The sequence below is a fragment of the Micromonospora sp. ATLC20 genome (assembly GCF_057196585.1).
This window is the reverse complement of record NZ_JBXUOV010000080.1, coordinates 1-26396: the sequence shown is the minus strand read 5'-3', so window position 1 is coordinate 26396 and position 26396 is coordinate 1. Positions and strand designations below refer to the sequence as shown.

Here is a 26396-nt window from a genome sequence, read left to right as displayed (position 1 = left end):
GTGCGGGGCGGGGCCGCCGGTGCGGGCGCCCGCGCGGCCAGGTCCTCGACGAGCTGGGCGACGCCCGGGTCGGCGAGGCGGACGTACCGGTGGCGGCCCTGCCGCTGCTCGACCACCAGGCCGCCCGCCACCAGCCGGGTGAGGTGGCCGCTCGCGGTGGACGCGGCCACCCCGGCGGCGCGGGCCAGCTCCCCGGCGGTCCAGGCGCGGCCGTCGAGCAGGGCCAGGCAGAAGCCGGCCCGGGTGGGGTCGGCGAGCAGCGCGGCGAACCCGGCGAGTCCGCGTCCGTCGGCACCGGTGGTCATCGGCCCATGCTGACACGGGCACGGTTCGGGCCGCGCGGAACGGTCCGGGGGGTTGGGGTCAGATCGCGGTTCCGGGTGGGGACTTCAGGAGGGATGCCGCTTCGGCCGGGTAGCCGCCACGACCCGACCGCAGGGCGATGGCCGCCAGACGAATCAGGTCGATGTTGACGCCGGCGGCACCACTCGGGTCATGCACCTGCAGGCGCACCTCCACACTCACCGCCGTCTCGGCCCAGCCCTGCGCTTCGATGTTGAGGTGGGCGATCTTGTGGGATCGCAGGTGCGGCATGTACGCGAGGGGCGCCATCTGGACCTTGCCGGACGACCCCAGGGCGTTCAGCTTGGACTGCTTCTTGGTGTTCGGGTTCTCGACCAGGTTGCGGAAGTCTTCGGTCCCGCCCAGATTGACCTGGTAGGAGCTGCCCAGGGTGAGGCCGCGCTCCTCGATCAGCCGCAGTAGTGCGTGGTGCAGCACGGAGGTGCCGAACTGGCTGGCCAGGTCGTCGCCGAGCAACGGCACACGGGCTTCCTCGAAACGTGCCAGTAGTGACTCGTGCCTGGCCACCGGATCCGACGTGGTGTTCACGAACGCGACTCCCGCCGTCAGAGCCGCCTCGGCGTACGCCCGAGCCGTGTCCGGCCGACCGCTCGGAGCGGAGTAGAGCAGCACCTCCGCCCCTTCCAGCGCGTGCGCCACCCGTTCGACTTCCGTCGAGTCCACCAGGCCACGCCGCACCGTCACGCCGGCGGGCGGAAGTTCGGTGTCGAGGCGCGGGAAGTTGTTGGGCGGCATGAATATCGCCTCGTGGAGATCCTTGCCCACCTTTCGGTCGGACATGGCGAAAGCGGCGACGACGTCGATGTCGCTGACGCCCAGTCCCGCGATCTCTGGCCGGTGGAGCCCTACCAGGCTGCCGGTGTTGCGGTAGAAGGCGATGCCCTGCACCAGCGCCGACGTGTTGTTGCCCACACCGACGACCGCCAATCGAACACTGTCGATCATGGGGCGAAGAGTACCCGAATCTGCCCACGCGGGGGTCCCGGTCAGCGGAACCGACGCCCACCAGCGCCGGGCATGACCTCTCGGTCAGCCGCCGGAACGCGGGCAGGCGGTGGTCAGCTCGCTGATGGTGCGGGTGTCGCCGTCGTAGCTGCGCGCCGCCACGAACGCCCCGGCCGGCGGGTGCGCCCCGGCGACCGCCCGAGCGCGGCGCCGGTCCGCCGCGCCGAACCGCAGCGCCAGGCTCAGGTGCGGCACCCACCGGCCGGGCTGGTGCCACGAGTGCCCGCCAGACGCCTCGGCCAGTACGTCCCAGACCGCGCCGTGCAGCGCGACGAGTTGCGGGGTCGGGCGGACCAGCCACACCAGTGGCGCGCTGCCGTCGAGCACCGTCACCCGGCCCAGCCGCACCGGCAGCGGGAGCGCCGCGTCGCAGAGGTCGGCCAGGCGCTGCTCGGCGCCGGGCGGGAACTCCTCCACCGAGGCGAGCGTGAGGTGCGGCCGGTTCGTCGGGTGCGTGTTGCGGGCCAGGCTGGGCAGCCCGGCGGCGGCGAGCCGGTCCCAGGCAGCGCGAACCGCCGCTTCCAGTTCGGGAGAGCAGAGCAGTTCGACCGTCCGCACGTGATCAGGCTAGTCGCCGGCGACCGCCCGCGACGCCCCGTACGTCAGAGCCAGCCGGCCTCGCGCGCCCGCCGGACCGCCTCCGCCCGGTCGGCGGCGCCGAGCTTCTGCACGCAGGCGCTGAGGTGGTTGCGGACCGTTCCGGCGGCCAGGTGGGTCCGCCGGGCGATCACCGCGACCGGCGTACCCAGCTCGGCCAGCCGCAGCGTCTCCAGCTCACGCGGCGTGAGCGGGCACTCGGGCAGGGTGAGCGCGTCGGCCGCGAGCGCGGGATCGACGTAACGCGCCCCGGAGTGCACCCGGCGGATCACGTCGGCCAGCGCGCCGCCGGGGGCGCCCTTGGCGAGGAACCCGCGTACCCCGGCGGTGAGCGCCGGCCGGAGCTGGGCGGGCCGGCCGTGTCCGGTGAGGATCACCGGCGCGCAGCCGGGCAGCGCCCGGGTCAGCTCGGCGGCGACCTCGACGCCTCCGGGCCGCGGCATCTCAAGGTCGAGCACGGCGACGTCGGGGCGGTGGGCCAGCGCCGCGTCCAGGGCGCTGCGCCCGTCGCGGGCGTGCGCGACCACCTCGATGTCCGGTTCCAGGTCGAGCAGCGCGGCCAGGGCGAGCCGGATCAGCTCCTCGTCGTCGGCCAGCAGCACCCGGATCACGGCGTCACCGGCACTGTCGCCACCAGGCTGAACACGCCGTCGGCGGCCTCGGCCCGGACCCGTCCGCCGGCCGGGGCGAGCCGGTCGGCCAGGCCGCGCAGGCCGCCGCTGAGCCGGTCCGGTCCGGCGTCGTCGCGGACGCCGTCGTTGCGTACGGTCAGCGTCACCACGCCGTCCTCCCGGGTGATCTCGATCCGGCACCAGCCGGCCCGGCTGTGCCGCAGCACGTTGGTTCCGGCCTCGCGCAGCACGGCGGCCAGGTCGGCGGCGACCGGCGCGGGCACCTCACCGGCGGGCGGAACCACTGTCGTGCGGACGCCGCTGGAGCGCAGCACCTCCCCCACCGCGGCGGCCTGCTCGGCCAGGTCGACCGCGCGGTAGCCGTGCACCGCCGCCCGGACCCGGGTCAGCGCCGAGCCGGCCAGCCGCCGGGCCTCGGCCGCCTCCCGGGCGGCCCTCGCGGCGTCGCGCGGCGCCAGCCGCTCCGCCAGCTCGGCCTTGAGCGCGATCACCGTCAGGTCGTGGCCGAGCAGATCGTGGACGTCGCGGGCGAAGCGCAGCCGTTCCTCGGCGGCGGCGAGCCGCGCCTGGGCGGCCTGCCCCTGCCGGGCCTCGACGAACAGGTCCCAGAACCAGACCTGGACCCAGGTGAGCGCGGCGATCCCGGCGCCCACCACGCCGGTGACCAGCAGTGCCGTGGGCACCGGCCCGCCCGTCGCCCCGGTGACGGCGGCGGACACCGCGAGGACGCCGGCCGCCGCCACCGCGGCGACGTCGGGCCGGAACAGCAGCGGCGTCATGCCGACCAGGGATGCGCCGAGCCAGGCCCAGGTGGGCCAGGTTCCGGCCGCGACCGGGCCGAGCAGCGGCAGGCTGAGCAGCGCCGCCACTGTGAGCGCGGCGTGCCGGGTCCGGCGGGCCGGTACGGGCAGCCACGGCGTGACGGCCGCGTGCAGCACCGCGATCTGGGCCGCGGTGAAGGCGAGCAGCCCGGCGGCGCCGAGCGCGACGCGTACCGGGTCGGGTTCGCGGGCCAGGCCGACGGCGGGCAGCAGCACGGTGGTCCAGACGTTCGTGGCCAGCGACAGCAGGGTGACCCGCCGGGCCCGGCGCAGCCGGTGGTCCGCCGGATCGACGCTCATGCCCGCTGATCCTAGGGCGTGCACCGGTCCGCCCACCCCTGAGAAACGTCACGGCCGGATCGTGCGTTCCGCACGGTTTCCCGGTGACTGACGCGCCTTCTCCGGTGCGCCGGGCGGCGGCAGGGTCGGGGCATGACGGAGATGACTGTGGTCGTACCCCGGCGGTGGGCCGGGTGGGCGCGGACCCGGCACCTGGCCGGGATGGTGGTGGCGATGGTGGCCGGGATGGTGCTGCTCGGGCCGCTGTGGCAGGTGGGCGGGAGCCTGCTGGGCGGCGCGGCGGTGCTGGCGCGGCCGGACGTGGCCGCGCTGGTGATGGCGACGGACATGGCGGCGGGCATGGCCGCCTGGATGTGGTACCGGGGGGACGGCCGGGCCGCCACCGCGGAGATGTCAGCGGCCATGTACGTGCCGTTCCTGCTGCTGCTCCCGCCCTGGTGGGCCGGGTGGGTCGGGGGCGACACGCTGCTGCTCGGCGGTCACCTGCTGATGGTGCCGGCGATGCTGCTGGTGGCGCTGCGGCACCGGCACACGCCCGCCGCGCCGCCGCGCCGGCACCCGGTCGCGGCGGCTGTGACGCGCGGGTGGCCGGCCGGGCTGGGACTGCTCATGACCGTGGACATGTGGTTCGCGCCCACCGTCTTCGCGCCGTGGACGCTGCTGGTCCTGCCGGCCGGCTACCTGCTGATCGGCACCTGGCGGCGGCAGTGGGGCGACCGGCGCGCGCTGGCCGCGCAGCTCGCCGGGGCGGCCGTGTGGGGCGGCCTGGCGGTCGTGGCGATGATCGCGTCCGCCGACGTCGCCGGGGTGCTCGTCGGGGTGGGCTGGCTCGTCCACGCGGCCTGGGACGCCTGGTACCACCGCACCGGCGCGGTGGTGCCGCGCGGGTACGCGCTGTGGTGCGCGGTGTTCGACGTCGGGGTGGGCCTGACCACGCTGCTGGCCGTCCTGTCCCGGTGATCCGGCGGGGGCACGGGGCCGCGCCGGATCACCCGGAGAGGACGGCGCCGGGGTGGCGCGGCGAACGTTTGCCCCGGTCGCCGCGACCCCCGCGCGGCGGTGATGAAAAACTTGTCGCATGACCGCCGCACCGAGCCCGACCGACCCCGCCGTTCCCGACGACGCCGAGGACGCCTTCGCCTTCGCCGATCTCGGGCTGCGCACCGAGTTGCTGGGCGCGCTGTCCGCGCTCGGATACGAGGAACCGACGCCGATCCAGCGGGAGGCCATCCCCCCGTTGCTGGCCGGGCAGGACCTGCTGGGTCAGGCGGCGACCGGTACGGGCAAGACCGCCGCGTTCGCGCTGCCGCTGCTGCAGCGGATGCCGGTGGGGCGGGCCGAGGGCGACCCGGTGTCGCTGGTGCTGGTGCCGACGCGGGAACTGGCCGTGCAGGTCTCCGAGGCGTTCCACCGCTACGGCAAGGACCTGGGCGCCCGGGTGCTGCCGATCTACGGCGGGCAGCCGATCGGCCGGCAGCTGCGCGCGCTCGACCACGGGGTGGACGTGGTGGTGGCGACGCCGGGCCGGGCCCTGGACCACATCGCCCGGGGCACGCTGCGGCTCGGCGCGCTGAGCACGGTGGTGCTGGACGAGGCGGACGAGATGCTCGACATGGGCTTCGCCGAGGACATCGAGGCGATCCTGGAGCACGCCCCGGCGGGCCGGCAGACGGTGCTGTTCTCCGCCACCATGCCGGCCCGTATCGACGGGCTGGCCCGGCAGCACCTGACCGACCCGGTCCGCATCCGGATCGAGCGGGAGCGGCCGGTCGCCGGGGAGGCACCCCGGGTGCGGCAGAGCGCGTACATCGTGGCCCGGGGGCACAAGCCGGCCGCGCTGGGCCGGGTGCTGGACGTGGAGTCGCCCACCGCGGCGATCGTGTTCTGCCGCAGCCGCGAGGAGGTGGACCGGCTCACCGAGACGATGAACGGCCGGGGCTACCGGGCCGAGGCGCTGCACGGCGGGATGAGCCAGGAGCAGCGGGACCGGGTGATGGGCCGGCTGCGCGCCGGCACGGCGGACCTGCTGGTCGCCACCGACGTGGCCGCCCGAGGGCTGGACGTCGAGCAGCTCACCCACGTGGTCAACTACGACGTGCCGTCGGCCCCGGAGTCGTACGTGCACCGGATCGGGCGGGTCGGCCGGGCCGGACGGGAGGGTGTGGCGATCACGCTCGCCGAGCCGCGTGAGCACCGGATGCTCAAGACCATCGAGCGGGTCACCGGGCAGCGGATCGCCATCGACAAGATCCCCACTGTCGCCGACATGCGGACCCGGCGGCTGGAACTGACCCAGGCCGCGCTGCGGGAGAGCCTGCTGGAGGACGACCTCGACCCGTACCGGGCGATCGTGGAGTCGCTCACCGACGAGTTCGACCTGGTCGAGGTGGCGCTGGCGGCGGTGAAGCTGGCGCACGAGGCGACGTCACCGGGCTCGGACGACGAGGAGGAGATCCCGCAGGTTCCGGTCCGCGGCCCGCGCGAGGGCCGGCCGGAGACCGGCGGGCGGGGCGAGCGCCGGGGGCCGGGCCGTCCGCGTACCGGCGGGACCACCCAGGTCTTCATCGGGCTGGGCCGGCGGGCCGGGGTGCGGCCGCAGGACCTGGTCGGCGCGATCACCGGGGAGACCCGGATCAACGGCCGGGACATCGGCTCGATCGAGATCGCCGACCGGTTCTCCCTGGTCGAGGTGCCGCAGGCGGTGGCCGACGAGATCATCGCGGGGCTGCGCGGCACCACCATCAAGGGCCGCAAGGCGACGGTACGCCGGGACCGGGACGGCGGCGAGTCCGACGGCCGGGAGCGTCCCTTCGACGCCGGCCGCCGCGGCCGCCGCTGAGGCGTCCACCGCAGCCGGTGACCGGCACCGCCGGAGAAGCCGCCGCCGGTGACGGTCACCGGCCGTTCCCACCCGCCATGCGGTTCGTCAGCCGCCCGACGACGGTACGCGACCACGGGCGGTACCTGGTGTTCTGGAACGCGGTCACGAGCCAGTCGTCCCCCTGGTGGACGAGGACGAACGTGACCGCCGAGAGCCGCTTCGCCGACGGCTCGGTACGGCCGCGCTGCCAGCGCATGATGATCCCGCCCAGCGCCCACACCACGGCGACGTCGGTGGCGACGTGCCGGATGCGCGGCTCTCGGACGGTCATGCGCGAGCCGCGCATGACGCCCCCGAACAGCGCCCGGTGACCGTCGGCGATCGCGCGCCGACCCGCCATCCGGGTGCCGTCGTAGGCCGTGTAGTCCGCGTCCTCGCTGAAGAGGGCCGCGTACCGGTCCGGGTCGCCCTCACCCCAGGCGTCGGCGACCCGGGCCAGGGCGCGGCGGACGCCGGCTTCCGTAGATTGATTCAGCATGCTAAACATTTTAGCGCACTGAAATGTTTTTGTCAGGCCCCGTCGCCGGAGGGGGCGGAGACTCGGGAGGTCTGCTCCTGGAGGATGACCACCACGTTGCGGACGAAGTGCTCGACGGTGGCGAGCTGCGCCTCGGTGTACCCGCGGGTCAGCTCACTGATCGCCGCACCGAGTGGCGCGAAGACCGGGCCCATCTCGGCGTCGAGCCGCTCCACGTCGGCGACGACGAACGTCTTGCGCCGGTCCGTCGCGTCCGGGCTGCGCCGCGCGTACCCGGCGCGGGAAAGCCGGTCCACCAGCCCGGTGACCGCACCCGGCGTGAGCCCGAGCTGACGGGCGAGATCACCGGAGGTGAGCGGGCCACGCCGGGCCAGCAGATCGAGCGCCTTGTTCTCCGTGGCCGTCAGGCCACGCCGGGCGGCCACCGCCTCGTGGAACATCACCACGGCGGTGCTCAACTCCCGGCCCAGAAGATCGCCGAGGTCCGGGGTTCCGCTTCCCGGTGCATCCCCGTCAGTTGCTCTGCGCGCCACCTGACCAGCCTCTCCGCGCGGCGTCCGTCGGTCCTGGCCGCACGCCGGCCAGTATGCCGGGCCGGGAACGGCTGTCGACGCTCCGGCCGGCCGGGATGCCGGACGGACCATCCGGTCGCGCCGTGGAGCGGGGGTCCGGCCGTCACCGGACCCCCGCCCCCGCTCAGGCCGCGGCGAGCGTCCCCGCCTCGATCTCGGCCGGGCGCAGCGCCAGCGCGAGCACGTCCGCCACGTCGGACAGGGTGTGCACGGTCAGCGCCTCCCGCACCTCGGCCGGCAGGTCGTCCAGGTCCGGCTCGTTGCGCTTCGGGATGATCACCTCGGTGAGACCGGCCCGGTGGGCGGCGAGCAGCTTCTGCTTCACCCCGCCGATCGGCAGCACCCGGCCGGAGAGCGTCACCTCGCCGGTCATCCCGAACTCGGGCCGCACCGGCCGCCCGGTCACCAGTGAGGCCAGCGCGGCCACCATGGTGATGCCGGCGCTCGGGCCGTCCTTCGGCACCGCGCCCGCCGGGACGTGCAGGTGGATCCGACGTCCGGCCAGCGCGTTCGGGTCCAGGCCGTAGCGCCGTCCGTTCGACCGCAGGTACGACCACGCGATGTGCGCGGACTCCTTCATCACGTCGCCGAGCTGGCCGGTCAGCGTCAGTCCCGGCTCACCCTCCATCGTGGTGGCCTCGATGAACAGCACGTCGCCACCGGCGCCGGTGACGGCCAGGCCGGTCGCCACGCCGGGCACGGCGGTGCGTTCGGCCGACTCCGGGGTGAACTTCGGCCGGCCCAGGTATCGGGCCAGGTTGCCGGCGTCCACGTGCACCGGCGCGGGGTCCGTGGCGAGCGCGACGGCCACCTTGCGCAGGATCTTCGCCAGGGCTCGTTCGAGCTGCCGGACGCCGGCCTCCCGGGTGTACTCGCCCGCGATCAGCGCCAGCGCCTCGTCGGCGACGCTCACCTCCTCGCCGGTCAGCCCGGCCCGCTCCCGCTGCCGGGGCAGCAGGTGGTCCCGGGCGATGGCGACCTTCTCGTCCTCGGTGTAGCCGTCCAGCGCGACCAGCTCCATCCGGTCCAGCAGCGGGCCCGGGATCGCCTCGACCACGTTGGCGGTGGCGAGGAACAGCACGTCGGACAGGTCGAGGTCGACCTCCAGGTAGTGGTCGCGGAACGTGTGGTTCTGCGCCGGGTCGAGCACCTCGAGCAGGGCCGCCGCCGGGTCGCCGGAGTAGCCGGCGGCCAGCTTGTCGACCTCGTCGAGCAGCACGACCGGGTTCATCGAGCCGGCCTCGCGCAGCGCCCGCACGATCCGGCCGGGCAGCGCGCCGACGTAGGTGCGCCGGTGGCCGCGGATCTCCGCCTCGTCCCGGACACCGCCGAGGGAGACGCGGACGAAGTTGCGGCCCAGCGCCCGGGCGACCGACTCGCCGAGGCTGGTCTTGCCGACACCCGGCGGGCCGGCCAGGGCCAGCACCGCGCCGGAGCCGCGTCCGCCGACGACGCCGAGGCTGCGCTCCGCGCGCCGGTTGCGCACCGCGAGGTACTCCAGGATGCCGTCCTTCACGTCGGCCAGGCCGGCGTGGTCGGCGTCGAGCACGGCCCGGGCCGCGGCCAGGTCGGTGTTGTCCTGGGTACGCGTGCTCCACGGCATCTCCAGCACGGTGTCCAGCCAGGTACGGATCCAGCCCGCCTCGGGCGAGGCGTCACTGGCCCGCTCCAGCTTGCCGACCTCACGAAGCGCCGCCTCGCGGACCTTGTCCGGCAGGTCGGCGGACTCCACCCGGGAGCGGTAGTCGGCGGAGCCGTCCGGCTCGTCCTCGCCGAGTTCCTTGCGGATCGCGGCGAGCTGCTGGCGGAGCAGGAACTCCCGCTGGGACTTCTCCAGCCCCTCGCGGACGTCGCTGTTGATCTGCTCGGTGACTTCCTGCTCGGCCAGGTGTTCCTTCACCCAGCCGACGAGCAGTTCCAGCCGGGCGGTGACGTCCGGCGCGGCGAGCAGTTCGGTCTTCTGGGTCAGGCTGAGCCAGGGCGCGTAGCCGGCCGAGTCGGCCAGCTCGGACAGGTCGGTCATCCGCTCCATCGCGTCGATCACCTGCCAGGCGCCGCGCTGTTGCAGCACCGAGCTCATGAGCGCGCGGTACTCGCGGGCGAGTTCCCGGGCGCGGCCCGCCGGTGCGGGTTCGTCGAGTGTGGTCGCCTCGACCCAGAGCGCGGCGCCGGGACCGGGCACGCCGGAGCCGATGCGGGCGCGGGTGAGACCGCGGACGACCGCCGCCGGTTCGCCGCTGGGCAGCCGGCCCACCTTCTCGATCGTGGCGACCACGCCGACGGAGCCGTACTCGCCGTCGATGCGGGGTACGGCAAGGAGTTCCTTGTCGCCGGTGGCGCGGGCCGCGTCGACGGCGGCCTGGGTGGTCGGGTCGAGGGTCACCGGGATGACCATCCCGGGCAGCAGGACGGCGTCGGTCAGTGGGAGTACCGGAAGAGTTGCCATCGAACACCTGCCATCACGTTGGTTGAGCGTGTCTGGCTCAAGTAACAAAACGTGCCCCTTGTTCCGGGTTGTGACCCACGCCACGCCGAGCGCCCCGTTCCGGCGCTCCGCACCCAATGGCGGCACCGTTTACCGCGACCCGCCGAATGGAAACAGTCGGCTATTGTTGCGGGATTACCGCGCGGTAGGTCAAACTCTTAGCCACACCCCGCCCGACACAGGGAGTAATGGCGATGGCAAGGAAAGTAATCACCGTTCTGACCGACGACCTCGACGGTGGAAAGGCCGATCGGACCGTCGAGTTCAGCCTGGACGGCGTGGCGTACACGATCGACGTCTCCGACGAGAACGCGGGCGTCCTGCGCAAGGCCCTGGATCCGTACATCAGCGCTGGCAGGCGAATCGGCCGCGGAGCCGCCGAGGTCACCCGCGGCGCCCGTCGCACGACCCGGCCGAGCACCTCGGGAATGGACCGCGAGCAGAACCGCGCCATCCGGGAATGGGCCGCCAAGAACGGGTTCGAGATTTCCGAGCGCGGGCGCATCCCGGTGTCGGTGGTCGAGGCGTACAAGAACCGCTGACCGTCACCGGTTCACCGTCGGGCATCCCGGGGTCACGCTGAGAAATCGGCGTGGCCCGATCGGCATTCTCCGCACGGCGCTTTTCGTCCGGCGGATACCCACGGCACGAGATTTCCTCCGGGATCGTCTCCCACCGTTCCCGTACGCGGAAAGGCCGCGGCCGCCCGGAGGAGTCCCCCGGACGGCCGCGGCCGTCGCGTCGCTCAGTTGACCCGGATGCGCACCACGTCGATGGCGGGGGTCTGGTTCGCCCGCTCCATCATCGGGATGCGGTGCGAGCCGTCACCGGCCCAGACCGCGCACTGCGCCACGCCCGACTGCGCCAGGCCCGGGATCTGGATCAGCACGTCGTCCGGCTGGTTGCCGCCCCGGCCGTCCTCGGTGGCGACGAAGAACGCCGGCACGTCCTGCGGGTTCGGGGGCTGCCGGGTGCTGCCGAGCATCCGGCAGGCGGTGTGGAAGTGACCGCGTACCAGGCCCTGGCCGTTGAGCAGCGAGCTCTCCAGGTAGTAGCCGCCCTGACCGGCGGCGAGGAAGCGGTCCCGCACCAGGTTCTTGGTGGTGACCCGGAGCGTGAACGGCTGGTTGCGCCGCACCTGGTTCGGGAACTGCGTGATCAGCAGCGACGGGTTGTTCGCCGCGGCGCCCACCTCACCGAACGCGGTGCTCACGCACCGGTTGCCGTTCTGGAAGCCGTCGTGGCCCTGAAGCCGGCTGCCGGAGCAGTCCTTGGCGAGCACGTTCAGGCCGTTGTTGCCGCCGTTGTTGTTCCCGCCGCCGTTGTTACCGCCGTTGTTACCGCCGTTCTGGCCTCCGTTGTTGCCGCCGTTCTGACCGCCGCCGTTCTGACCGCCACCGTTCTGGCCGCCGCTCTGCGGCGTGTCGCTCACCGCGCATCGGGCGAACTGGTCCAGACCCTGCGGGCGCTGCGCGAACCGGCCGATGGCGGTGGCGATCCGGTTGAGCGCCGCCGTCCGCTTGTCCGCGAGCGGACCGAGGATCGCGTTGTTTATGAACTCACCGCCGTTGCGGCCCTCCGCCGCGAGCCGCCGGTTCGCCTCGCCGATCTGGCTCTCCAGCAGCGCCAGGGTGCGGTCCACCTCGGCACGGGCCTGGCCGGGCACCTGCGGCAGCCGGCCACGGACGTCCGGGCAGGCCACCGTCGGGGGGGGGGGGGGGGGGGGGCGGCGGGGGGGGGGGGGCGGGCGAGGGGGGGGGGGGGCGCCGCGGGGGGGGCCCCCCCCCCCCCCCCCACCCGCCGTGGTCTGCTGGCACTCGGCCGGCGACATCTGACCGTCACCCCAGTGGTTGCGGACCCAGCGGCCGTTCTGCCAGGTACGGGTGGTGCTGCCCTGGCCGTCCGGGGCGGTCGCCCCCGGGCTCGCGGGCACGCAGGACGCCGAGGCGGCGCGGGTGGTCGTCCGCCGGTCCTGGGCGGACGAGATCTGGGTGACGGCGACGATGCCGCCGAAGACCGCGAGCGTGCCGACAACCGCCAGCATCCGCTTGCTCCGCGCGTTACCGGATGACCGGCGCGCCCGTGTGGACCTGCGCATCGAATTGCTCTCCTTCTCGATCCGGTAGTTGACTGGTGATCCCGGCGGACCGACGAATTCGGGGTGTGAGATCACTGCGACGCTCAGTCGCGAGTCAATGGCCGACGATGCCCTTTCCGCACCGTCTCCGCGCCGTCCGGGCGCGGCGGGGAAGATCTGCGTCCATTCCCGATGAGGTACGGAGCGCCGTCGGCGAAGGTTCAACCGGAGATCGGAAAAAATCGAAAAGTCGCCGTCCGGGCCGGCGGGGACGGTTCAGTCGGCGCAGAGGTGGTCGAAGGCGAAGCCGCCGTCGAAGGAGTCCCGCCGCGCGGCGAGCGCGCGGACCTGCCGGAGAAGCTCGTCCCGGTCCAGCAGGGACGGCGCGGCCCCGTCGAGGTCACGCAGCCGCTCCCCCAGCGCCACCACGGCCAGATCCTCGGCGAGCCGCCCCGCGTCGACGCCGTAGGCGAAGCCGCGCGCGGTCAGCCGGACCCGCTCCAGCAGACAGCGGCCGGGTCGCACCTCGGCCCAGGCCCAGCCCTCCGCCGGCCCGTCGGTCCAGCGCACGTGCAGGCCGCGCACGATCGGGTCGGCGATCCGGCCCGCCACGTACGCCTCGACCGCCTCGACCCGGGCCAGCGCGCCGAGGTCGTTCACCGGTCCACGCCGGCCGTCCGGCAGCCGGCCGATGATGTCCCGGAAGCCCACCGCGTCGCCGGCGTCCGGGTCGGTGCCGTCGGCGTAGGCCCGCGCGTCCAGCACGTACTCGGCGAACCGGCGGACCTGCTCCGCGCCGCCCAGCGCCGGCGACTCGACGCGCACCAGCGGCAGGCCGACGGCGGCGCAGACCGCGTCGGTGAGTCGTTCCTCCCGCCGGGCCGGCGACCCGTCCGGAGCGGGCGCGGTGAACCGCACCGCGAAGCGCGGCAGCCCGGTCTCGGCGGCGCAGACCACCAGGTCGAGCGACGCCCGCCCGGCGGTGCTCCACTGACTGCCGGTGACCCCCGGCGGGCGGCCCTGCACCAGGTCACCGAGCCGCCGGCCGGCGTGACCGAGGTGGCCGGCCCGGACCAGGGACGGCGCGACGCCGGGCGGGACCGGCCGCAGCCAGGAGGCGGTCACACTGCCTGTGCTCGTCATCTCGCCCCGATCCCCCCTCGTCCGGTCGACGCCCGAGTGTAGGCGGTGCGGCGCAGTCGGTACGGCCGCCCGGTGCGCTACCGCGCCCGTCCCTCTAGGCTCTGCCCGTGCCCAGCGGACGGACCCCGGAACAGTTCACCAAACGCAGTCTCGTCGCCGTCTCCCACGCCATCGAACGCGCCGCGCTCGCCGAGGCCGAGGACGGCCCGCTCGTCGTGCTCGCGCTGTTCCAGCGGCTGCCGTACTTCGCCCGGGAGCGCGAGGTCTACCGGCGCATCGCCGGCCGCGCCGCCGTGACGGTGGTGGCGATGGTCGGCGGACCGCCGCCCGACCTGCCCGAAGGGGCGTACGGCGTGACCCTGGACGAGGCGGAGGCGCTGGCCCGGGAGTGGACGGTGGTGGCGCTGAGCCCGCGTTTCGGCGCCACACTCGTCGCGCACGACCGGGCCGAGGTGGCGCCCGCGCCGACGCTGGAGGCCGGCCGGCTGTTCGAGGGCCGCTGGGGTTTCCGCCGCGACGAGGCGCTGCACGAGGTGATCCGGCTGCGCGAACAGCTCGCCGAGCGGCTGCCCGCCGCGGCACGCACCGCGCTGGACGAGGCGATCGCCCGGGTGCGGGACATCCCAGCCGGGCCGGGCGAACCGCGCGCCGAGGCGGCACTGCGGATGCTGGCCCGCCGCGGCGACCGGAACCACCAGCCGGTCGAGCCGGCCGAGACCATGCTGGACGAATCAGGCCTGGCCCGGTGGTCCGGCGCGGACGGGGTGACCGCCTCCGGCACGCTGCCGGTGGCGCTGGTCGGCCTGCGGGTGGAGGCGCCGCCCGGCTCACCGGAACGCTTCGGCCGGCGCGGCGTCGCCCGCGAGGGGCACGCCGTGCTCACCGCGATCACCGGCGTGCTGCGGCCGGTCGACCGCGCGGTACGCGTCACCGAGAACGAGTTCCAGCTCGTCCTGCCCGGGCTCGACGAACCGGCCGCGCTGGAGGTGGTACGCCGGTTGCACGACGGGATCGGCGCGCTGGCCCGGTCGTACCCGTTCATGGCGTACATCGTGCACGCGGCGGTCGGGGTGACCACCCGGCGGCCGCTGCCCACCGCGGACCTGCGCGCCGCCGTCGACTGGGCGGTACGCAAGGGCCTGCCGGTGGCGGGCCTGCCGCCGGAGAACGCCGACGCCGTGGCCGCGCCGGCCGGCTGACCGGCCGGTCCGGTTCGAGGAGAGGGAGACGCGGTGCGGGTGGTGTCGCTGGTGCCGTCGCTGACCGAGGCGGTCGCGGCCACCCGCCCGGAGGTGCTGGTCGGCGCGACCGACTGGTGCACCCACCCGGCCGGGCTGGACGTCGCCCGGGTCGGTGGGACGAAGTACCCGGACCTGGACCGGGTGCTCGCGCTCGAGCCGGATCTGGTGCTGCTCAACGAGGAGGAGAACCGGCTGGCCGACGCCGAGGCGCTGCGCGCCGCCGGGGTGCCGGTCCGGGTCACCTTCCCGCGTACCGTCCCCGAGGCCCTCGACCAGCTCGGTGAGCTGGTCGACGCGCTCGGCGTGCCGGCCGAGCCGCGGTGGCTGCGGGAGGCCCGCCACGCCTGGGCCGCGCTGCCCGCGCCGGGACACGTCCGCACCGCCGTGGTGCCGGTGTGGCGGCGCCCGTGGGTGGTGCTGGGACGGGACACGTTCGCCGGGGACGTGCTGGCCCGGCTGAGTGTGCGCAACGGCTGGGCCGGGGACGCGGAACGCTATCCCCGGCCCAGCCTGGACGAGCTGCGCGCCCGGGCGCCGGAGCTGGTGGTGCTGCCCGACGAGCCGTACCGGTTCACCGCCGACGACGGGCCGGAGGCGTTCCCCGGTGTGCCGGCGGCGCTGGTGTCCGGCCGGCACCTCACCTGGTACGGCCCGTCGCTGGCCGAGGCCCCGGCGCTGCTGGCCGCCCAGCTCGCCGCCGCGGGCCCCACCTGACCGGTGAGGCCCGGGTGCCGGTGCTCAGGCGACCGGGGTGGCGTGCACCGGGTCCAGCTCCATCAGCGTGGTGTCGTCCACGTCGTACCCGATCGCGTTGTGCACCGCGACCACGCCCGCGACCTGCGCGGCGAGACGGCCCGCCAGCTCGACGGCGCTGCGCCGGTCCAGCCGCCCGTCCATGGTGACCTCGCCGCCGCGGACCTGGACCGTGACCAGGCCGTCGCGTACGGACAGCACCCGGCGCAGCACCTCGTGCACGACCTCCTCGCGGATCTCCGCGTCGGTACGCAGGTGCACGCGCAGCAGGTCACCGCGGGTGACGATGCCGGCGAGCCGGCCCAGGTCGTCCAGCACCGGGAGCCGCTTGACGGCCTCGTGGTCCATCAGCCGGGCGGTCGCCGCGAGCGACGCCCGCTCGTGGGTGGTGACCGCGGGCGCGGTCATCAGGTCCCGGGCGACGAGCGCGCCCGCCTTCTCCCGCGCGGTACGGCGGCGCCGTCCCTCGAAGACCCGCCGCTCGTCCGGGTGACCGGACCGCTCCACCTTGTGCAGCAGGTCCGCCTCGGAGATCACCCCGAGCACCCGGCGGAACGAGTCCACCACCGGCACACCGCTGATCCGCTGCCGCACCAGCACGTCGACGACCTCGCGGTACGGGGTCTCCTCCGTCACCGTGGCGACGTCCCTGGTCATCACGTCGGTAACCTGCCACGCCCTCATCACGACCTCCTCGTACCGAGTTTCCACCTGCGACGGTAGGCCGCCGGCGTACGGCCTGGTCAGGGGCGGCGGACCGGCCGCGAGGGGCCGACCGGACCGGGTACGGACGGGACCAAGGACCCGGTCACGAGGGCACCTCTCGGCCCTGCTCCCGGGCGCCGCGCGGCGGTGGAATGAATGTGCCACCGGGAAGCGCGGTGCGAGGCACAGGAAGGGACGTGGACACCATGACCGCGACAATCGAGCGGACCCCCGCCGTCAAGCGGACCCCCGCCGCCACCATCGCTCCGGCGGCGCACACCGAGACCACCCGCCAGAAGGCCACCCGGTACGTCTGGGCCGGGCTGCGGCTCGCCCTGGGCTGGATCTTCCTCTGGGCCTTCCTCGACAAGATGTTCGGCCTCGGCCACGAGACCCCGGCGAAGAACGCCTGGATCAACGGCGGCAGCCCGACCAAGGGCTTCCTGGGCAACGCGGTCGAGGGCCCGTTCGCGGACCTCTACCGGAACATCGCCGGCGCGGCCTGGGCGGACACCCTGTTCATGGTCGGCCTGCTCGGCATCGGTGTCGCGCTGATGCTCGGCATCGGCATCCGGATCGCCGCCGTGGCCGGCGGACTGCTCCTGGTCCTGATGTGGACGGCCGTGCTGCCCCCGGCGAACAACCCCTTCATGGACGACCACCTCATCTACGCGGGCCTGTTGGCCGGTCTCGCCCTGGTGGGCGCCGGCAACACCCTCGGCCTCGGCCGGATCTGGGCGAAGCTCCCCCTGGTCCAGCGTCTCCCCTGGCTGAAGTGAACCAGCCCGCTCCGGGGCGGGCGTCGCCGACAGGCGGCGCCCGCCCTCTTCTCGTGTCCCCGCCACGCCGGTGTGCGGGGACCGGCGCGTATCGGCCGGTCGCGATCCGGCAGGATCGACGGTGACCACACCGTCAGCACCGAGGAGACCCGCTCATGGACAAGCCCCAGATCGGCCCGATCGAGGGCGCGCCGCCCGCCGATCTGGTCGTCGAGGACATCACCGTCGGCGACGGCCCGGAGGCCCGCGCGGGCCAGCTGGTGAGCGTGCACTACGTGGGCGTGGCCCACTCGAACGGCCGCGAGTTCGACGCCTCGTGGAACCGGGGTGAGACGTTCGAGTTCCCGCTCGGCGGCGGCCAGGTCATCGCCGGCTGGGACCAGGGCGTCGTGGGCATGAAGGTCGGCGGCCGGCGCAAGCTCACCATCCCGCCGCACCTGGGCTACGGCGCCCGGGGCGCGGGCGGCGTCATCAAGCCGAACGAGACGCTCGTCTTCGTGGTGGACCTGCTCGGCGTGCGCTGAGCGCGACACCGTCCCGTCGAGCCGCCGGCTTCCGGGCCGGCGGCCCGGCGCATGTTCGGACCGCCGGCCCGCCTCTGCTCGGGCCGCCGCCTGTTCAGGCCGCGCAGGCCACCAGCTCGCGGGGGCGGCCGGGCAGGTCCGGCGCGCGGTCGGGGAGGTTCTGGGCGCGGTCGGGGAGGTTCTGGGCGCGGTCGGTGCAGCGCACCGGGAGCACCCGGTGCAGGCCGGTCACCCGCAGCACCCGGGCCACCACCGGGTCGGGGTCGGTGAGCACCAGCTCGCCACCCCGGGAGCGGACCCGCAGGTGGGTGGCGACCAGCGCGCGGACGCCGGCGGCGGAGAGCAGCCGGACACCGGCCAGGTCGACCCGCAGCACCGGCCGGGCCGGCGCCGCCCAGAGCGCGGCCCGGAACGCCGTCACGGTGGCGATGTCGATCTCGCCGACCGGTCGCAGCTCGACCACGTGGTCGTGCACGTCCATCGCCACGAAGAAGCGCTCACCGCTGTGTACCATGCGGCCAAACCTACCCGCGCCCTCCGACATTTCCGGACCTCGCGGCGGGGGTTCCGGGTAGTGTCCGGGAACCGACCCCGAGCCGTCTCAGGGTCATCCCGCAGCCGTGCCGCCACGCCGCGCGGGAAGCGGCGAAACGCCGCCGGGGACTGCCCTGCGCGACGCCGCGGGGCCACAATGAGCCGATGGTCGTCCCCCGCCCGCGCGCCCCACTGCTGATCCGGCCGGTCCGCGAGCCGGCGACGGTGCCGCCGCCGCTCACCGGCCCCTGGTCGCCCGCCGACACCCGGCTCGACCGGGCCGACCTGCTGCCGCTGCCGGCCGGCGGGCACGGCCCGGAGGACGTCGTGGTCGACGGCGACGGCCGGGTGGTCAGCGGCGACGAGGACGGCCGGCTCTGGTGGTGGCCGGCCGACTCCCCGCCCGGCACGCCGCCGACGCTGCTGGCCGAGACCGGCGGACGACCGCTGGGCATCGAGCGGGATCCGGTCGACGGCGGGTTACTGGTCTGCGACGCGTACCGGGGGCTGCTGCGCATCGACCCGGCCGGCCGGGTGCACGAGCTGACCGGCACCGCGCCGCCGGTGCACCTGGCCGACAACGCGGCGGTGGCGCGTGACGGCACCGTCTACTTCACCGACTCGTCCGACCGGTTCCCGCTCTCGCACTGGTAACGCGACCTGCTGGAGCACCGGCCCAACGGGCGGGTACTCGCGTACGACAGGCGCACCGGGCGCACCGACGTGGTCGCGGACGGGCTCTACTTCCCCAACGGGCTCGCGCTCACCCCGGACGAGTCGGCGCTGATGCTCGCCGAGACCGCCACCCACCGGCTGCTCCGCGTCGACCTGCCCAGCGGGCGGGCCACTGTGCTCACCGACCTGCCCGCGTACCCGGACAACATCTCCGGCGTCGGCGACGGCACCTACTGGGTGGCGCTGCCCAGCCCGCGGCTGCGGGCCATGGAACGGCTGCTGCCGCATCCCCGGGTCCGGCAGATCGTGGCTCTGCTGCCCGGCGCGGTGCAGCCGCAGCCGCGCCGCTACGGGCTGGTCGCGCTGGTCGACGGCGACGGCCGGGTGCTGCGCACGCTGCACGGCCCGAGCGGGGCGTACCCGATGGTCACCGGCGTGCGGCAGCACGGCCGCGACCTCTGGCTGGGCAGCCTGACCGCGGCCGGGGTGGCCCGGGTCGGCCTGGACTGAGACGACGCGGGGCCGGCCCACGCGGACGGCGGGCCGGCCCCGTGGCCGTTCCTCCCCAGGTTCAGCCGCCGCTGTTGCTCCGCGAGGGGGCCGGGGCCGGTGACGACCCGCCGGCCACCGCGCCCGGGTGCGGCGTGGCGCTCTGCGTGGGCTTCAGCCCCGCCGGTACGGGCAGCGCGCTGCCCTTGGCGAACTCGTCCCAGCTGACGTTCCAGGCGGTGAATCCGTTGCCCTGATCCAGCTTCACCTCGGTGCCCTTGACCGTCACCAGGTCACCGACCTGCGTGAAGCCCATCAGCCAGTCCGCGGCGGTGGCCGAGACGTTCGTGCAGCCGTGCGAGGTGTTGGTGTAGCCCTGCTCCCCCTCCGACCACGGCGCGGAGTGGATGAACTCACCACCCCAGGTCAGCCGCTGGGCGTCGTCCACGTCGACCACGTAGCCGCCGTTCGGCTCGCCCCGGGTGTCGAAGGTGGTGTGCTCGTGCTTCTCCATGATCACCATGGTGCCGCTGGACGTCGGCGTGCTCTCCTTGCCGAGGCTGACCGGGATCTTCTTGACCGCCTTGCCGTCCTCGTAGACGGTCATCTGCTTCGTCCCGTTGTCGATGTCCAGGGTCACCTGCCGGCCGACCTTGGCGCTCGCGACCCGGTCGGAATCGCCGACCGCCTCCTTGCCGATGGGCAGCCCCTCCAGCGCGCTGCGCACGCTGATCTTCGTGCCCGGCTTCCAGCGGTCCGGCGCCCGGTACTCGGCCTGCTTGCCGTCGGCCACCCAGGACCAGGTGCCCGGCTGCGGCGGGTCGGTCTTCACGAAGAGCCGGCGCTGGACGTCCGCACGCGCCTCCTTCGGAATCGGCGGGTCGAATCCGAGCACGACCGGCATCGCCGTCCCGTACGTCTGATTCGGCCGGAAATACAATTCGCTGGTGACTGCCGGTTTGGTGGATTTGGCCATCGTCGTGAACGTCGTCTTCTGCGTGGCGGTCTTGCCGGAATCGCCGGTCGCGGTCACCTCCGCGGTGTACGTCCGGGAATTGGCGAGCGGTCGGTCCGGCACCCAGCCGGAACCGTCCTCCCGCGGCTGGGCCGGCACCGCGTTGCCCTTGTCGTCGGTCAGCTTGACGGCTGTCACCTTGCCGTTGCTCACCTTCGTGCCCACCTCCGCGCTGATCGGCACGCCCCGGGTACTGTCGGCTGGCGTCACGGAGACCGACGGCGGTGCCGCCTCGGCCCGCTTCGCCACCGACTTCGGGCCGGCGGTACACGCGCCGACCGCCAGCGGCGCGGCTGCGACGGTCATCGCGAAAAGCGTCAGTCGGCGCCTCGCAAACATATTTCGCCCCCCATTTCCGAACCCTCTCGCCCACATTCTGTAGGCCCGGGATCGCGCCGTGGCACCTTCGGCGGAATTGCTCGGAAACGGTTGCGGAGAATCGTGCCGGACAGGCAATTCCCGTACCGGCTTGCGCCCTAAGCGCCCTCCGCCCGGTTCCCCACCCCCTCACCCGCCGCTCAGCGACCCCGGTCCGTCGATCATGAAGTTGACGGCGGATGGCGTCCGTTTTGTCCCCGACAACCTCATGATCGACTGACGAAAACGAGATGCGCTGGACGCAATCGCCCACGCCACCCGCATCGCCGCCGCGATCTTGCAGTTGCGGTCCTGGAGAAAGGTGCTAATCGGGCATATCAAGGGCCGCAAGTGCAAGATCGCGGGCAGGCTGCGGAGGACGGAGCGACCCCGGCCCCTCGTGAGGAGAGGCCGGGGCCGGGGGGGCGGACGGGTCAGACGTTGGCTACCAGGAGGGCCGGCTGCTCGACGCAGTCCGCCACGTGGCGCAGGAAGCCGCCCGCCACGCCGCCGTCGCAGACGCGGTGGTCGAAGGTGAGGCTGATCTGGGTCACCTTGCGGACGGCGAGCTGCCCGTCCACCACCCACGGCTTGTCCACGATCCGGCCGACGCCGAGCAGCGCCGCCTCCGGGTGGTTGATGATCGGCGTGGAGCCGTCCACGCCGAACACGCCGTAGTTGTTGAGCGTGAACGTCCCGCCGGTCAGCCGCGCCGGCGGCAGCGTGCCGGCCCGGGCCGCCGCAGTGGTCTCGGCGAGCGCGGCGGCCAGCTCCCGGGTGGTGAGCCGCTGTGCGTCGCGCAGCACCGGCACGACCAGGCCCCGGTCGGTCTGCGCGGCGATGCCCAGGTGCACGCCCGCGGACTGGATGATCCGCTGGCCCTCGGTGTCGACGTGCGCGTTGAGCTGCGGGTACCTCCGCAGGCCACTGAGGCAGATCCGGGCCAGCAGCGCCAGGATGCTCACCGGCGTGTCCGGGGTGGCCGCGTTTATCGCGGCGCGCGTCTCCAGCAGGCCGGTGGCGTCCACGTCGACCCAGATGGTCACCTCGGGGATCTCCCGCCGGCTGCGGGAGAGCTTGTCGGCGATCACCTTGCGGATACCGGTGAGCGGGATGACCGTGTCCCCGTCGCCCGCCGGGGCGAGCCCGACGTGGGCGGCCGGGGCGTCCGGCACCGCGGCCAGCCGGGCCGCCGGAGCAGCGGGGGCGGCCACGGCGGCGTCCAGGTCGGCCCGGCGGATCACGCCGCCCGGCCCGGTGCCGCGCAGCGACGCCAGGTCGATACCGTGCTCCTTGGCCAGCCGCCGCACGATCGGCGAGATGACCAGCGGCGCCGACTGCACGCCGTTCGTTGCCGGCTCAGCCGAGCGGTCCGCCGAGGCAGCCGTGCCGTTCGGAGCCGACAAGCCCGCCGGGACCGAGCCCGCCGGAACCGACGAACCGGCCGGAACCGGAGAGCCCGCCGCCGGACCGGACGCGGGGCCCGTCGAGGCGGGCGGGGCGGGCTCGGGGGCCAGCGCCAGCCGCGGACGGCGCCGCCGCCGGCCCGTGCCGCCGTGGCCGGTGCCGTAGCCGATCAGGACGTTGCCGGACCCGGCCCGCTCCTCCTCACGGTAGGTGGCGTGCGGGTCGGGGGCGTCGTCGAGCGGGGCGATGGTGATGAGTGGCTGGCCGACCGGGCGTACCTCACCGGCCGCGCCGTGCAGGGCCACGACCCGTCCGGCGTACGGGCACGGCACGTCGACGACGGCCTTGGCGGTCTCCACCTCCACCACCGTCTGGTCCACGGTGACGACGTCGCCGACGGCGACCCGCCACTCGACGATCTCCGCCTCGCTCAGCCCTTCCCCGAGGTCCGGCAGAAGGAAGTCCCGGGTTCCGATCGCCGCTGTCATGCCGCGCTGACCGGGCATGCCCTCACGGCCCTCGCTCCGCTCGGTGCGTTCGGTCATGCCGCCACCCACCTCGTGTCGGGCTGGTCGTCCCACTGGAGCCGCGCCACGGCGTCCAGCACCCGGTCGACCGAGGGCAGGTGGGTGTGCTCCAGCATCGGCGCCGGGTACGGGATGTCCAGCCCGGACACCCGCAGCACCGGCGCGTGCAGCGCGTGGAAGCAGCGCTCCTGCACCCGGGCGGCGATCTCCGCGCCGACGCCGGCGAAACCCTGCGCCTCCTGGATCACCACGCACCGGCCGGTACGGCGGACCGAGGCGGTGACGGTGGCGTCGTCGAACGGCACGATGCTGCGCACGTCGACGACCTCCAGGTCCCAGCCCTCCTCGCGGGCCGCCTCGGCGGCGGCCAGCGCCACCGGCACCGCCGGCCCGTACGCGATCAGCGTCGCGTCGGTGCCGGGGCGGCGCACCACGGCGCTGCCGATCGGCGCGGTACGGGCCGGCAGGTCCGCCTCGGCGCTGGTGAAGTAGAGCTTCTTGGGCTCCAGGAACACCACCGGGTCGGGGTCGTCGATGGCGGCGCGCAGCAGCGAGTACGCGTCGTCCACAGTCGCGGGCGTGACCACCTTCAGGCCGGGCGTGTGCGCGTAGTACGCCTCGGACGAGTCGCAGTGGTGCTCCACGCCGCCGATGCCACCGGCGTACGGCACCCGGATGACGATCGGCACGCTCAGCGCGCCACGGGTACGGTTGCGCAGTTTCGCCACGTGCGAGGCGATCTGCTCGAACGCCGGGTACGCGAACGCGTCGAACTGCATCTCGACCACCGGCCGCAGCCCGGACATGGCCAGGCCGACCGCGAACCCGACGATGCCGGCCTCGGCGAGCGGGGTGTCGAAGCAGCGCTTGTCGCCGAAGCGGGCCTGCAGCCCGTCGGTGATCCGGAAGACGCCGCCGAGCTGGCCGACGTCCTCACCGAAGACGAGCACGCGGTCGTCGTCGAGCATCGCGTCGGCGAGCGCCGCGTTGAGCGCCTTCGCCATGGTCATGGTGGCCATCAGGCGTCCCCCTCCGCGTCGGCGGCCAGCTCGGCCCGGACCATCTCGCGCTGCTCGACGAGTTGCGGCGTCGGCTCGGCGTACACGTGGTCGAACAGGCTCAGCGGGTCCACTGTCGGCTGGGAGTCCATCCGGCGGCGCAGCGTCGCGGCGTACTCCTCGGCCTCCTCGGCGACCGCCGCGACGGCGGCGTCGTCGAGGACGCCCTTGGCCCGCAGGTACGCCTCGAGCCGGGCGATCGGGTCGCGGTCGCGCCACGCCTCGACCTCGTCGGCGTCGCGGTAGCGGGTCTGGTCGTCGGCGTTCGTGTGCGGTTCCATCCGGTACGTGTGGGCCTCGACCAGGTAGGGGCCCTTGCCGGCGCGGGCGTGCGCGACGGCGCGCTCCAGCACCGCCAGGACCGCCACCGGGTCGTTGCCGTCGACCTGCTCGCTGGGTACGCCGTAGCCGACACCCTTGTAGGCGAGGCTGGGCGCGGCGGTCTGCCGGGACAGCGGCACGCTGATCGCGTACTTGTTGTTCTGCACGAGGTAGACGACGGGCGCCTTGAACACGGCCGCGAAGTTGATGCCCTCGTGGAAGTCGCCCTCGCTGGTGGCGCCGTCGCCGATGAACGCCAGCGCCACGGTGTCGCGACCCTGGTACGACTCGCCGTAGGCCAGCCCGGCGGCGTGCACGCACTGGGTGGCGAGCGGGGTGCACTGCGGCGCGGTGTGCGTGGCGGCGGGGTCGTACCCGCAGTGCCAGTCGCCGCGCAGCAGCGTGAGCACCTCGACCGGGTCGAGGCCGCGCGCGGTCAGCGCCATCGACTCGCGGTACGTGGGGAACACCCAGTCGGTGTCGCGCAGCGCGAGGACGCCGCCGATCTGGCACGCCTCCTGGCCACGCGCGGACGGGTAGACGGCGAGGCGGCCCTGCTTGGTGAGCGCGGTGGCCTGCACGTCGAAGCGGCGGCCGACGACCATCCGCCGGTACATCTCGCGCAGCGTCTCGACCGGCGGCTCCGGGTAGTCGTCGCGGGCCGGCAGCGGGGTCCCGTCGGGTTCGAGCAGCCGGACCGGTTCCCGCTGCGGCATGAAGCCGGCCGACGGGTCGGGTGCGGCCGGGGTGGTCTTCCGGCGGGTGCGCGGGGATGCCCTGCGGACCGCCTGGGGTGTGGTCGTCACGGCGGGGACCTCCTGGACGTGTGGTGGCCCTATGCTCCCGGTCGTGGATGATTGACTCAACATCCGGGATGAACGCGGGACGAATGGCACAGGAGGGCGGCTGAGGTGAGCCAGGAGACCGGCGCCACACCGGGCGCGGCGGGCGGAACGGGACGTTCGGCCGGGCCGCTGGACGAGGTGGATCGGCGGATCCTGCGCGAACTGGTCCGCGACGCCCGCACGTCCATCCGTACGCTCGCCGAACGGGTGCACGTGTCCCGCACCAACGCGTACGCCCGGGTGGAGCGGCTGCTGCGCGACGGGGTGCTGACCGGGTTCACCGCGCGGATCGCGCCGGAGCCGGCCGGGCTGGGCACGTCGGCGTACATCGCGCTCACCATCGAGCAGAACACCTGGCGGGAGGTCTCCGCCGAGCTGGCCCGGGTGCGCTACATCGAGCACGCGGCGCTGCTCAGCGGCGAGCACGACGTCCTCGCCCTGGTCCGGGCACCGGACAACGCGACGTTGCGGGACGTGGTGCTGGACCGGGTGCAGAGCATCGCCGGGGTGCTGTCCACACGTACCTGGCTGGTGTTCGAGGAGTTCGACGGCACGCAGAGCCCCTGGGACTGACCGGTCAGCGTTCCGGCGGCGACTCCAGCCCTTCGGCGTCGGCCCGCTCCAGCAGCGCTTCCAGCGAGTACCGCCGCCCGTCCAGCCCGGCGTGCGGGTCGCCACGCCCGGCGAACCGCGCGGGCATGCTGAGCACGTCGAAGTCCTCCGGCCGGGCGTCGTCCAGCTCGGACCAGTCCAGCGGCGCCGAGACCAGCGCCGCCGGGGCCGGCCGGATCGAGTACGCCGACGTCATGGTGTGGTCGCGGGCCATCTGGTTGTAGTCGACGAAGACCGGCCGGTCCCGCTGGTCGCGCCACCAGGTGGTGGTGACCAGGTCGGGCAGGCGGCGCTGCATCTCCCGGCCCAGCGCGAGCACCGCCCGCCGGCACTCGCCGAAGCTCCAGCGCGGCTCGATCGAGACGTACACGTGGATGCCGCGCCCGCCGGTGGTCTTCGGGAAGCCCTCCAGGCCCAGCTCCGTCAGGAACGCGCGTACCTCGTGCGCCACCGGCACCACCTGCGCGAAGTCGACCCCCGGCATCGGGTCGAGGTCGATGCGCAGCTGGTCGGGGTGCTCCACGTCGGCCTTCGACACCGGCCACGGGTGGAACCGCAGCGTGCCCAGGTTCGCCGCCCAGATCACCACCGCCAGTTCGCTCGGGGCGACCTCGTCGGCGGTACGCCCACTGGGGAACGTGATGTGCGCGGTGCGGACCCAGTCGGGCGCGCCCGCCGGGAGCCGCTTCTGGTAGAACGCGTCGCCCTTGTTGGTCTGCCGGGTGGCGACCTTCGCGCCCTCGAACACGCCGCGCGGCCAGCGTTCCAGCATGGTCGGCCGGTCCCGCAGCGCGCGCAGGATGCCGTCGCCGACGGACAGGAAGTAGCTGACCACGTCCAGCTTGGTCAGCCCGCGCTCCGGGAAGTAGGGCTTGTCGGGGCTGGAGACGCGGACCAGCCGCTCCCCCACCTGGATCTCCTGCGCCGCCGTGGTCGCCACCGTCACACCGTAGCGACCCGGCCCCGCCGTGGGGACCGGCTCACCGGGACTCCGCCGTCACCGACAGCCGGATCCAGGCGTCCACCCAGGCCCGTACCGCCGGTTCGCCGGGGTCGGCGCCGAGCGCACCGGCCAGGCCGGCCACTGTCGCGCCGCAGCGGTCCAGGCCGACCGCGGCGAGCCCGGCCGCCGTCGCGCGCAGCCGCTCCGGGAAGCCGGCCGGCAGGTGCCGTAGGCCGGTGTGCGCCGCCTGCGCGAGC

28 protein-coding genes and 1 pseudogene are annotated in these 26396 nt (G+C 74.2%); 11 read left to right on the top strand and 18 right to left on the bottom strand.

Annotation, left to right across the window (positions count from 1 at the left end):
• The 5 genes from AC2CHG_RS17985 to AC2CHG_RS17965 all read right to left on the bottom strand — a co-directional run.
• On the bottom strand, nucleotides 1-305 hold a 305-nt coding region (locus AC2CHG_RS17985; RefSeq protein WP_484525170.1), incomplete at its 3' end, for an ArsR/SmtB family transcription factor.
• Nucleotides 306-363: 58 nt separating this feature from the next.
• Nucleotides 364-1308: an inositol-3-phosphate synthase gene (locus AC2CHG_RS17980; RefSeq protein ID WP_043323695.1), complete on the bottom strand. Its 945-nt coding sequence runs from the start codon at nucleotides 1306-1308 to the stop codon at nucleotides 364-366.
• A gap of 84 nt (nucleotides 1309-1392) precedes the next feature.
• Nucleotides 1393-1926 carry a 2'-5' RNA ligase family protein gene (locus tag AC2CHG_RS17975; RefSeq protein ID WP_366619884.1) on the bottom strand — a complete coding sequence of 178 codons (534 nt, stop codon included), beginning with the start codon at nucleotides 1924-1926 and terminating at the stop codon, nucleotides 1393-1395.
• A 44-nt stretch (nucleotides 1927-1970) separates the two neighbouring features.
• Nucleotides 1971-2576, bottom strand: a complete 606-nt coding sequence (locus AC2CHG_RS17970) for a response regulator (protein WP_484525169.1) — start codon at nucleotides 2574-2576, stop codon at nucleotides 1971-1973.
• Nucleotides 2573-3718 carry a sensor histidine kinase gene (locus AC2CHG_RS17965; protein ID WP_484525168.1) on the bottom strand — a complete coding sequence of 382 codons (1146 nt, stop codon included), beginning with the start codon at nucleotides 3716-3718 and terminating at the stop codon, nucleotides 2573-2575. Before AC2CHG_RS17965 ends, AC2CHG_RS17970 begins: the two co-directional genes overlap by 4 nt.
• A gap of 132 nt (nucleotides 3719-3850) precedes the next feature.
• Here AC2CHG_RS17965 and AC2CHG_RS17960 point away from each other — a divergent pair, with 132 nt between their 5' ends.
• Both AC2CHG_RS17960 and AC2CHG_RS17955 read left to right on the top strand, forming a co-directional pair.
• Nucleotides 3851-4678: a hypothetical protein gene (locus AC2CHG_RS17960; RefSeq protein WP_484525167.1), complete on the top strand. Its 828-nt coding sequence runs from the start codon at nucleotides 3851-3853 to the stop codon at nucleotides 4676-4678.
• Nucleotides 4679-4796: 118 nt separating this feature from the next.
• Nucleotides 4797-6557, top strand: a complete 1761-nt coding sequence (locus AC2CHG_RS17955) for a DEAD/DEAH box helicase (RefSeq protein ID WP_484525166.1) — start codon at nucleotides 4797-4799, stop codon at nucleotides 6555-6557.
• Nucleotides 6558-6612: 55 nt separating this feature from the next.
• Here the strand turns inward: AC2CHG_RS17955 and AC2CHG_RS17950 are convergent, their stop codons facing one another.
• The 3 genes from AC2CHG_RS17950 to lon form a co-directional block, all read right to left on the bottom strand.
• The gene (locus AC2CHG_RS17950; protein ID WP_262011696.1) at nucleotides 6613-7077 is read right to left on the bottom strand and encodes an SgcJ/EcaC family oxidoreductase; all 465 of its coding nucleotides are present in this window, start codon (nucleotides 7075-7077) and stop codon (nucleotides 6613-6615) included.
• A gap of 32 nt (nucleotides 7078-7109) precedes the next feature.
• Complete coding sequence (locus AC2CHG_RS17945; RefSeq protein ID WP_402806676.1) at nucleotides 7110-7535, bottom strand: MarR family winged helix-turn-helix transcriptional regulator; 426 nt, start codon at nucleotides 7533-7535, stop codon at nucleotides 7110-7112.
• Nucleotides 7536-7773: 238 nt separating this feature from the next.
• Nucleotides 7774-10095 (bottom strand): endopeptidase La, encoded by a 2322-nt coding sequence (gene lon / locus AC2CHG_RS17940; RefSeq protein WP_484525165.1) that lies wholly within the window; start codon nucleotides 10093-10095, stop codon nucleotides 7774-7776.
• Nucleotides 10096-10328: 233 nt separating this feature from the next.
• Between lon and AC2CHG_RS17935 the strand changes: the two genes are divergently transcribed.
• Nucleotides 10329-10676, top strand: a complete 348-nt coding sequence (locus tag AC2CHG_RS17935) for a histone-like nucleoid-structuring protein Lsr2 (RefSeq protein WP_262011993.1) — start codon at nucleotides 10329-10331, stop codon at nucleotides 10674-10676.
• 203 nt (nucleotides 10677-10879) lie between these two features.
• Here AC2CHG_RS17935 and AC2CHG_RS17930 read toward each other — a convergent pair whose 3' ends face one another.
• The gene (locus AC2CHG_RS17930) at nucleotides 10880-12121 is read right to left on the bottom strand and encodes a hypothetical protein (protein ID WP_484525174.1); all 1242 of its coding nucleotides are present in this window, start codon (nucleotides 12119-12121) and stop codon (nucleotides 10880-10882) included.
• Between AC2CHG_RS17930 and AC2CHG_RS17925 the strand changes: the two genes are divergently transcribed.
• Nucleotides 12018-12260: a hypothetical protein gene (locus tag AC2CHG_RS17925; protein ID WP_484525175.1), complete on the top strand. Its 243-nt coding sequence runs from the start codon at nucleotides 12018-12020 to the stop codon at nucleotides 12258-12260. The genes AC2CHG_RS17930 and AC2CHG_RS17925 overlap by 104 nt on opposite strands.
• A 227-nt stretch (nucleotides 12261-12487) precedes the next feature.
• Here AC2CHG_RS17925 and AC2CHG_RS17920 read toward each other — a convergent pair whose 3' ends face one another.
• Nucleotides 12488-13354, bottom strand: coding sequence for a PDDEXK family nuclease (locus AC2CHG_RS17920; protein WP_484525164.1), 867 nt, complete (start codon nucleotides 13352-13354; stop codon nucleotides 12488-12490).
• Nucleotides 13355-13461: 107 nt separating this feature from the next.
• Here AC2CHG_RS17920 and AC2CHG_RS17915 point away from each other — a divergent pair, with 107 nt between their 5' ends.
• Nucleotides 13462-14553, top strand: a complete 1092-nt coding sequence (locus tag AC2CHG_RS17915; RefSeq protein WP_262011701.1) for a DICT sensory domain-containing protein — start codon at nucleotides 13462-13464, stop codon at nucleotides 14551-14553.
• A 33-nt stretch (nucleotides 14554-14586) separates the two neighbouring features.
• Nucleotides 14587-15309: a helical backbone metal receptor gene (locus AC2CHG_RS17910; RefSeq protein WP_484525163.1), complete on the top strand. Its 723-nt coding sequence runs from the start codon at nucleotides 14587-14589 to the stop codon at nucleotides 15307-15309.
• Between the two features lie 24 nt (nucleotides 15310-15333).
• Here AC2CHG_RS17910 and AC2CHG_RS17905 read toward each other — a convergent pair whose 3' ends face one another.
• Entirely contained in the window at nucleotides 15334-16032 is a 699-nt protein-coding gene (locus AC2CHG_RS17905; protein ID WP_262011703.1) for a CBS domain-containing protein, read from the bottom strand.
• A gap of 218 nt (nucleotides 16033-16250) precedes the next feature.
• On the opposite strand from AC2CHG_RS17905, the gene AC2CHG_RS17900 reads away from it, so the two are divergent.
• Together AC2CHG_RS17900 and AC2CHG_RS17895 are read left to right on the top strand one after the other, a co-directional pair.
• On the top strand, nucleotides 16251-16832 hold the full coding sequence (locus AC2CHG_RS17900; protein WP_402806684.1) for a hypothetical protein: 582 nt from the start codon (nucleotides 16251-16253) through the stop codon (nucleotides 16830-16832).
• Between the two features lie 155 nt (nucleotides 16833-16987).
• Nucleotides 16988-17356: an FKBP-type peptidyl-prolyl cis-trans isomerase gene (locus AC2CHG_RS17895; protein WP_013286592.1), complete on the top strand. Its 369-nt coding sequence runs from the start codon at nucleotides 16988-16990 to the stop codon at nucleotides 17354-17356.
• Nucleotides 17357-17450: 94 nt separating this feature from the next.
• Here the strand turns inward: AC2CHG_RS17895 and AC2CHG_RS17890 are convergent, their stop codons facing one another.
• Nucleotides 17451-17870 carry an STAS domain-containing protein gene (locus AC2CHG_RS17890; protein WP_355511944.1) on the bottom strand — a complete coding sequence of 140 codons (420 nt, stop codon included), beginning with the start codon at nucleotides 17868-17870 and terminating at the stop codon, nucleotides 17451-17453.
• Nucleotides 17871-18055: 185 nt separating this feature from the next.
• Between AC2CHG_RS17890 and AC2CHG_RS17885 the strand changes: the two genes are divergently transcribed.
• Complete coding sequence (locus AC2CHG_RS17885) at nucleotides 18056-18544, top strand: SMP-30/gluconolactonase/LRE family protein (RefSeq protein ID WP_262011706.1); 489 nt, start codon at nucleotides 18056-18058, stop codon at nucleotides 18542-18544.
• A 6-nt stretch (nucleotides 18545-18550) separates the two neighbouring features.
• Nucleotides 18551-19075, top strand: coding sequence for an SMP-30/gluconolactonase/LRE family protein (locus tag AC2CHG_RS17880; protein ID WP_484525173.1), 525 nt, complete (start codon nucleotides 18551-18553; stop codon nucleotides 19073-19075).
• Nucleotides 19076-19136: 61 nt separating this feature from the next.
• Here AC2CHG_RS17880 and AC2CHG_RS17875 read toward each other — a convergent pair whose 3' ends face one another.
• The 4 genes from AC2CHG_RS17875 to pdhA all read right to left on the bottom strand — a co-directional run bounded on the left by AC2CHG_RS17875 (nucleotide 19137) and on the right by pdhA (nucleotide 24578).
• Nucleotides 19137-20408 (bottom strand): L,D-transpeptidase, encoded by a 1272-nt coding sequence (locus AC2CHG_RS17875; RefSeq protein WP_262011707.1) that lies wholly within the window; start codon nucleotides 20406-20408, stop codon nucleotides 19137-19139.
• A 452-nt stretch (nucleotides 20409-20860) separates the two neighbouring features.
• Nucleotides 20861-22321: a dihydrolipoamide acetyltransferase family protein gene (locus tag AC2CHG_RS17870; protein ID WP_484525172.1), complete on the bottom strand. Its 1461-nt coding sequence runs from the start codon at nucleotides 22319-22321 to the stop codon at nucleotides 20861-20863.
• Nucleotides 22322-22374: 53 nt separating this feature from the next.
• Nucleotides 22375-23379 carry an alpha-ketoacid dehydrogenase subunit beta gene (locus AC2CHG_RS17865; RefSeq protein WP_262011708.1) on the bottom strand — a complete coding sequence of 335 codons (1005 nt, stop codon included), beginning with the start codon at nucleotides 23377-23379 and terminating at the stop codon, nucleotides 22375-22377.
• Nucleotides 23379-24578: a pyruvate dehydrogenase (acetyl-transferring) E1 component subunit alpha gene (gene pdhA / locus AC2CHG_RS17860; RefSeq protein WP_484525171.1), complete on the bottom strand. Its 1200-nt coding sequence runs from the start codon at nucleotides 24576-24578 to the stop codon at nucleotides 23379-23381. Before pdhA ends, AC2CHG_RS17865 begins: the two co-directional genes overlap by 1 nt.
• Nucleotides 24579-24650: 72 nt before the next feature.
• On the opposite strand from pdhA, the gene AC2CHG_RS17855 reads away from it, so the two are divergent.
• Nucleotides 24651-25157, top strand: a complete 507-nt coding sequence (locus AC2CHG_RS17855; RefSeq protein ID WP_262011709.1) for an Lrp/AsnC family transcriptional regulator — start codon at nucleotides 24651-24653, stop codon at nucleotides 25155-25157.
• Between the two features lie 4 nt (nucleotides 25158-25161).
• Here the strand turns inward: AC2CHG_RS17855 and AC2CHG_RS17850 are convergent, their stop codons facing one another.
• Nucleotides 25162-26142, bottom strand: coding sequence for a DNA polymerase domain-containing protein (locus AC2CHG_RS17850; protein ID WP_484525162.1), 981 nt, complete (start codon nucleotides 26140-26142; stop codon nucleotides 25162-25164).
• Between the two features lie 34 nt (nucleotides 26143-26176).
• A pseudogene (locus AC2CHG_RS17845) lies at nucleotides 26177-26396 on the bottom strand (hypothetical protein); the annotation flags it as partial.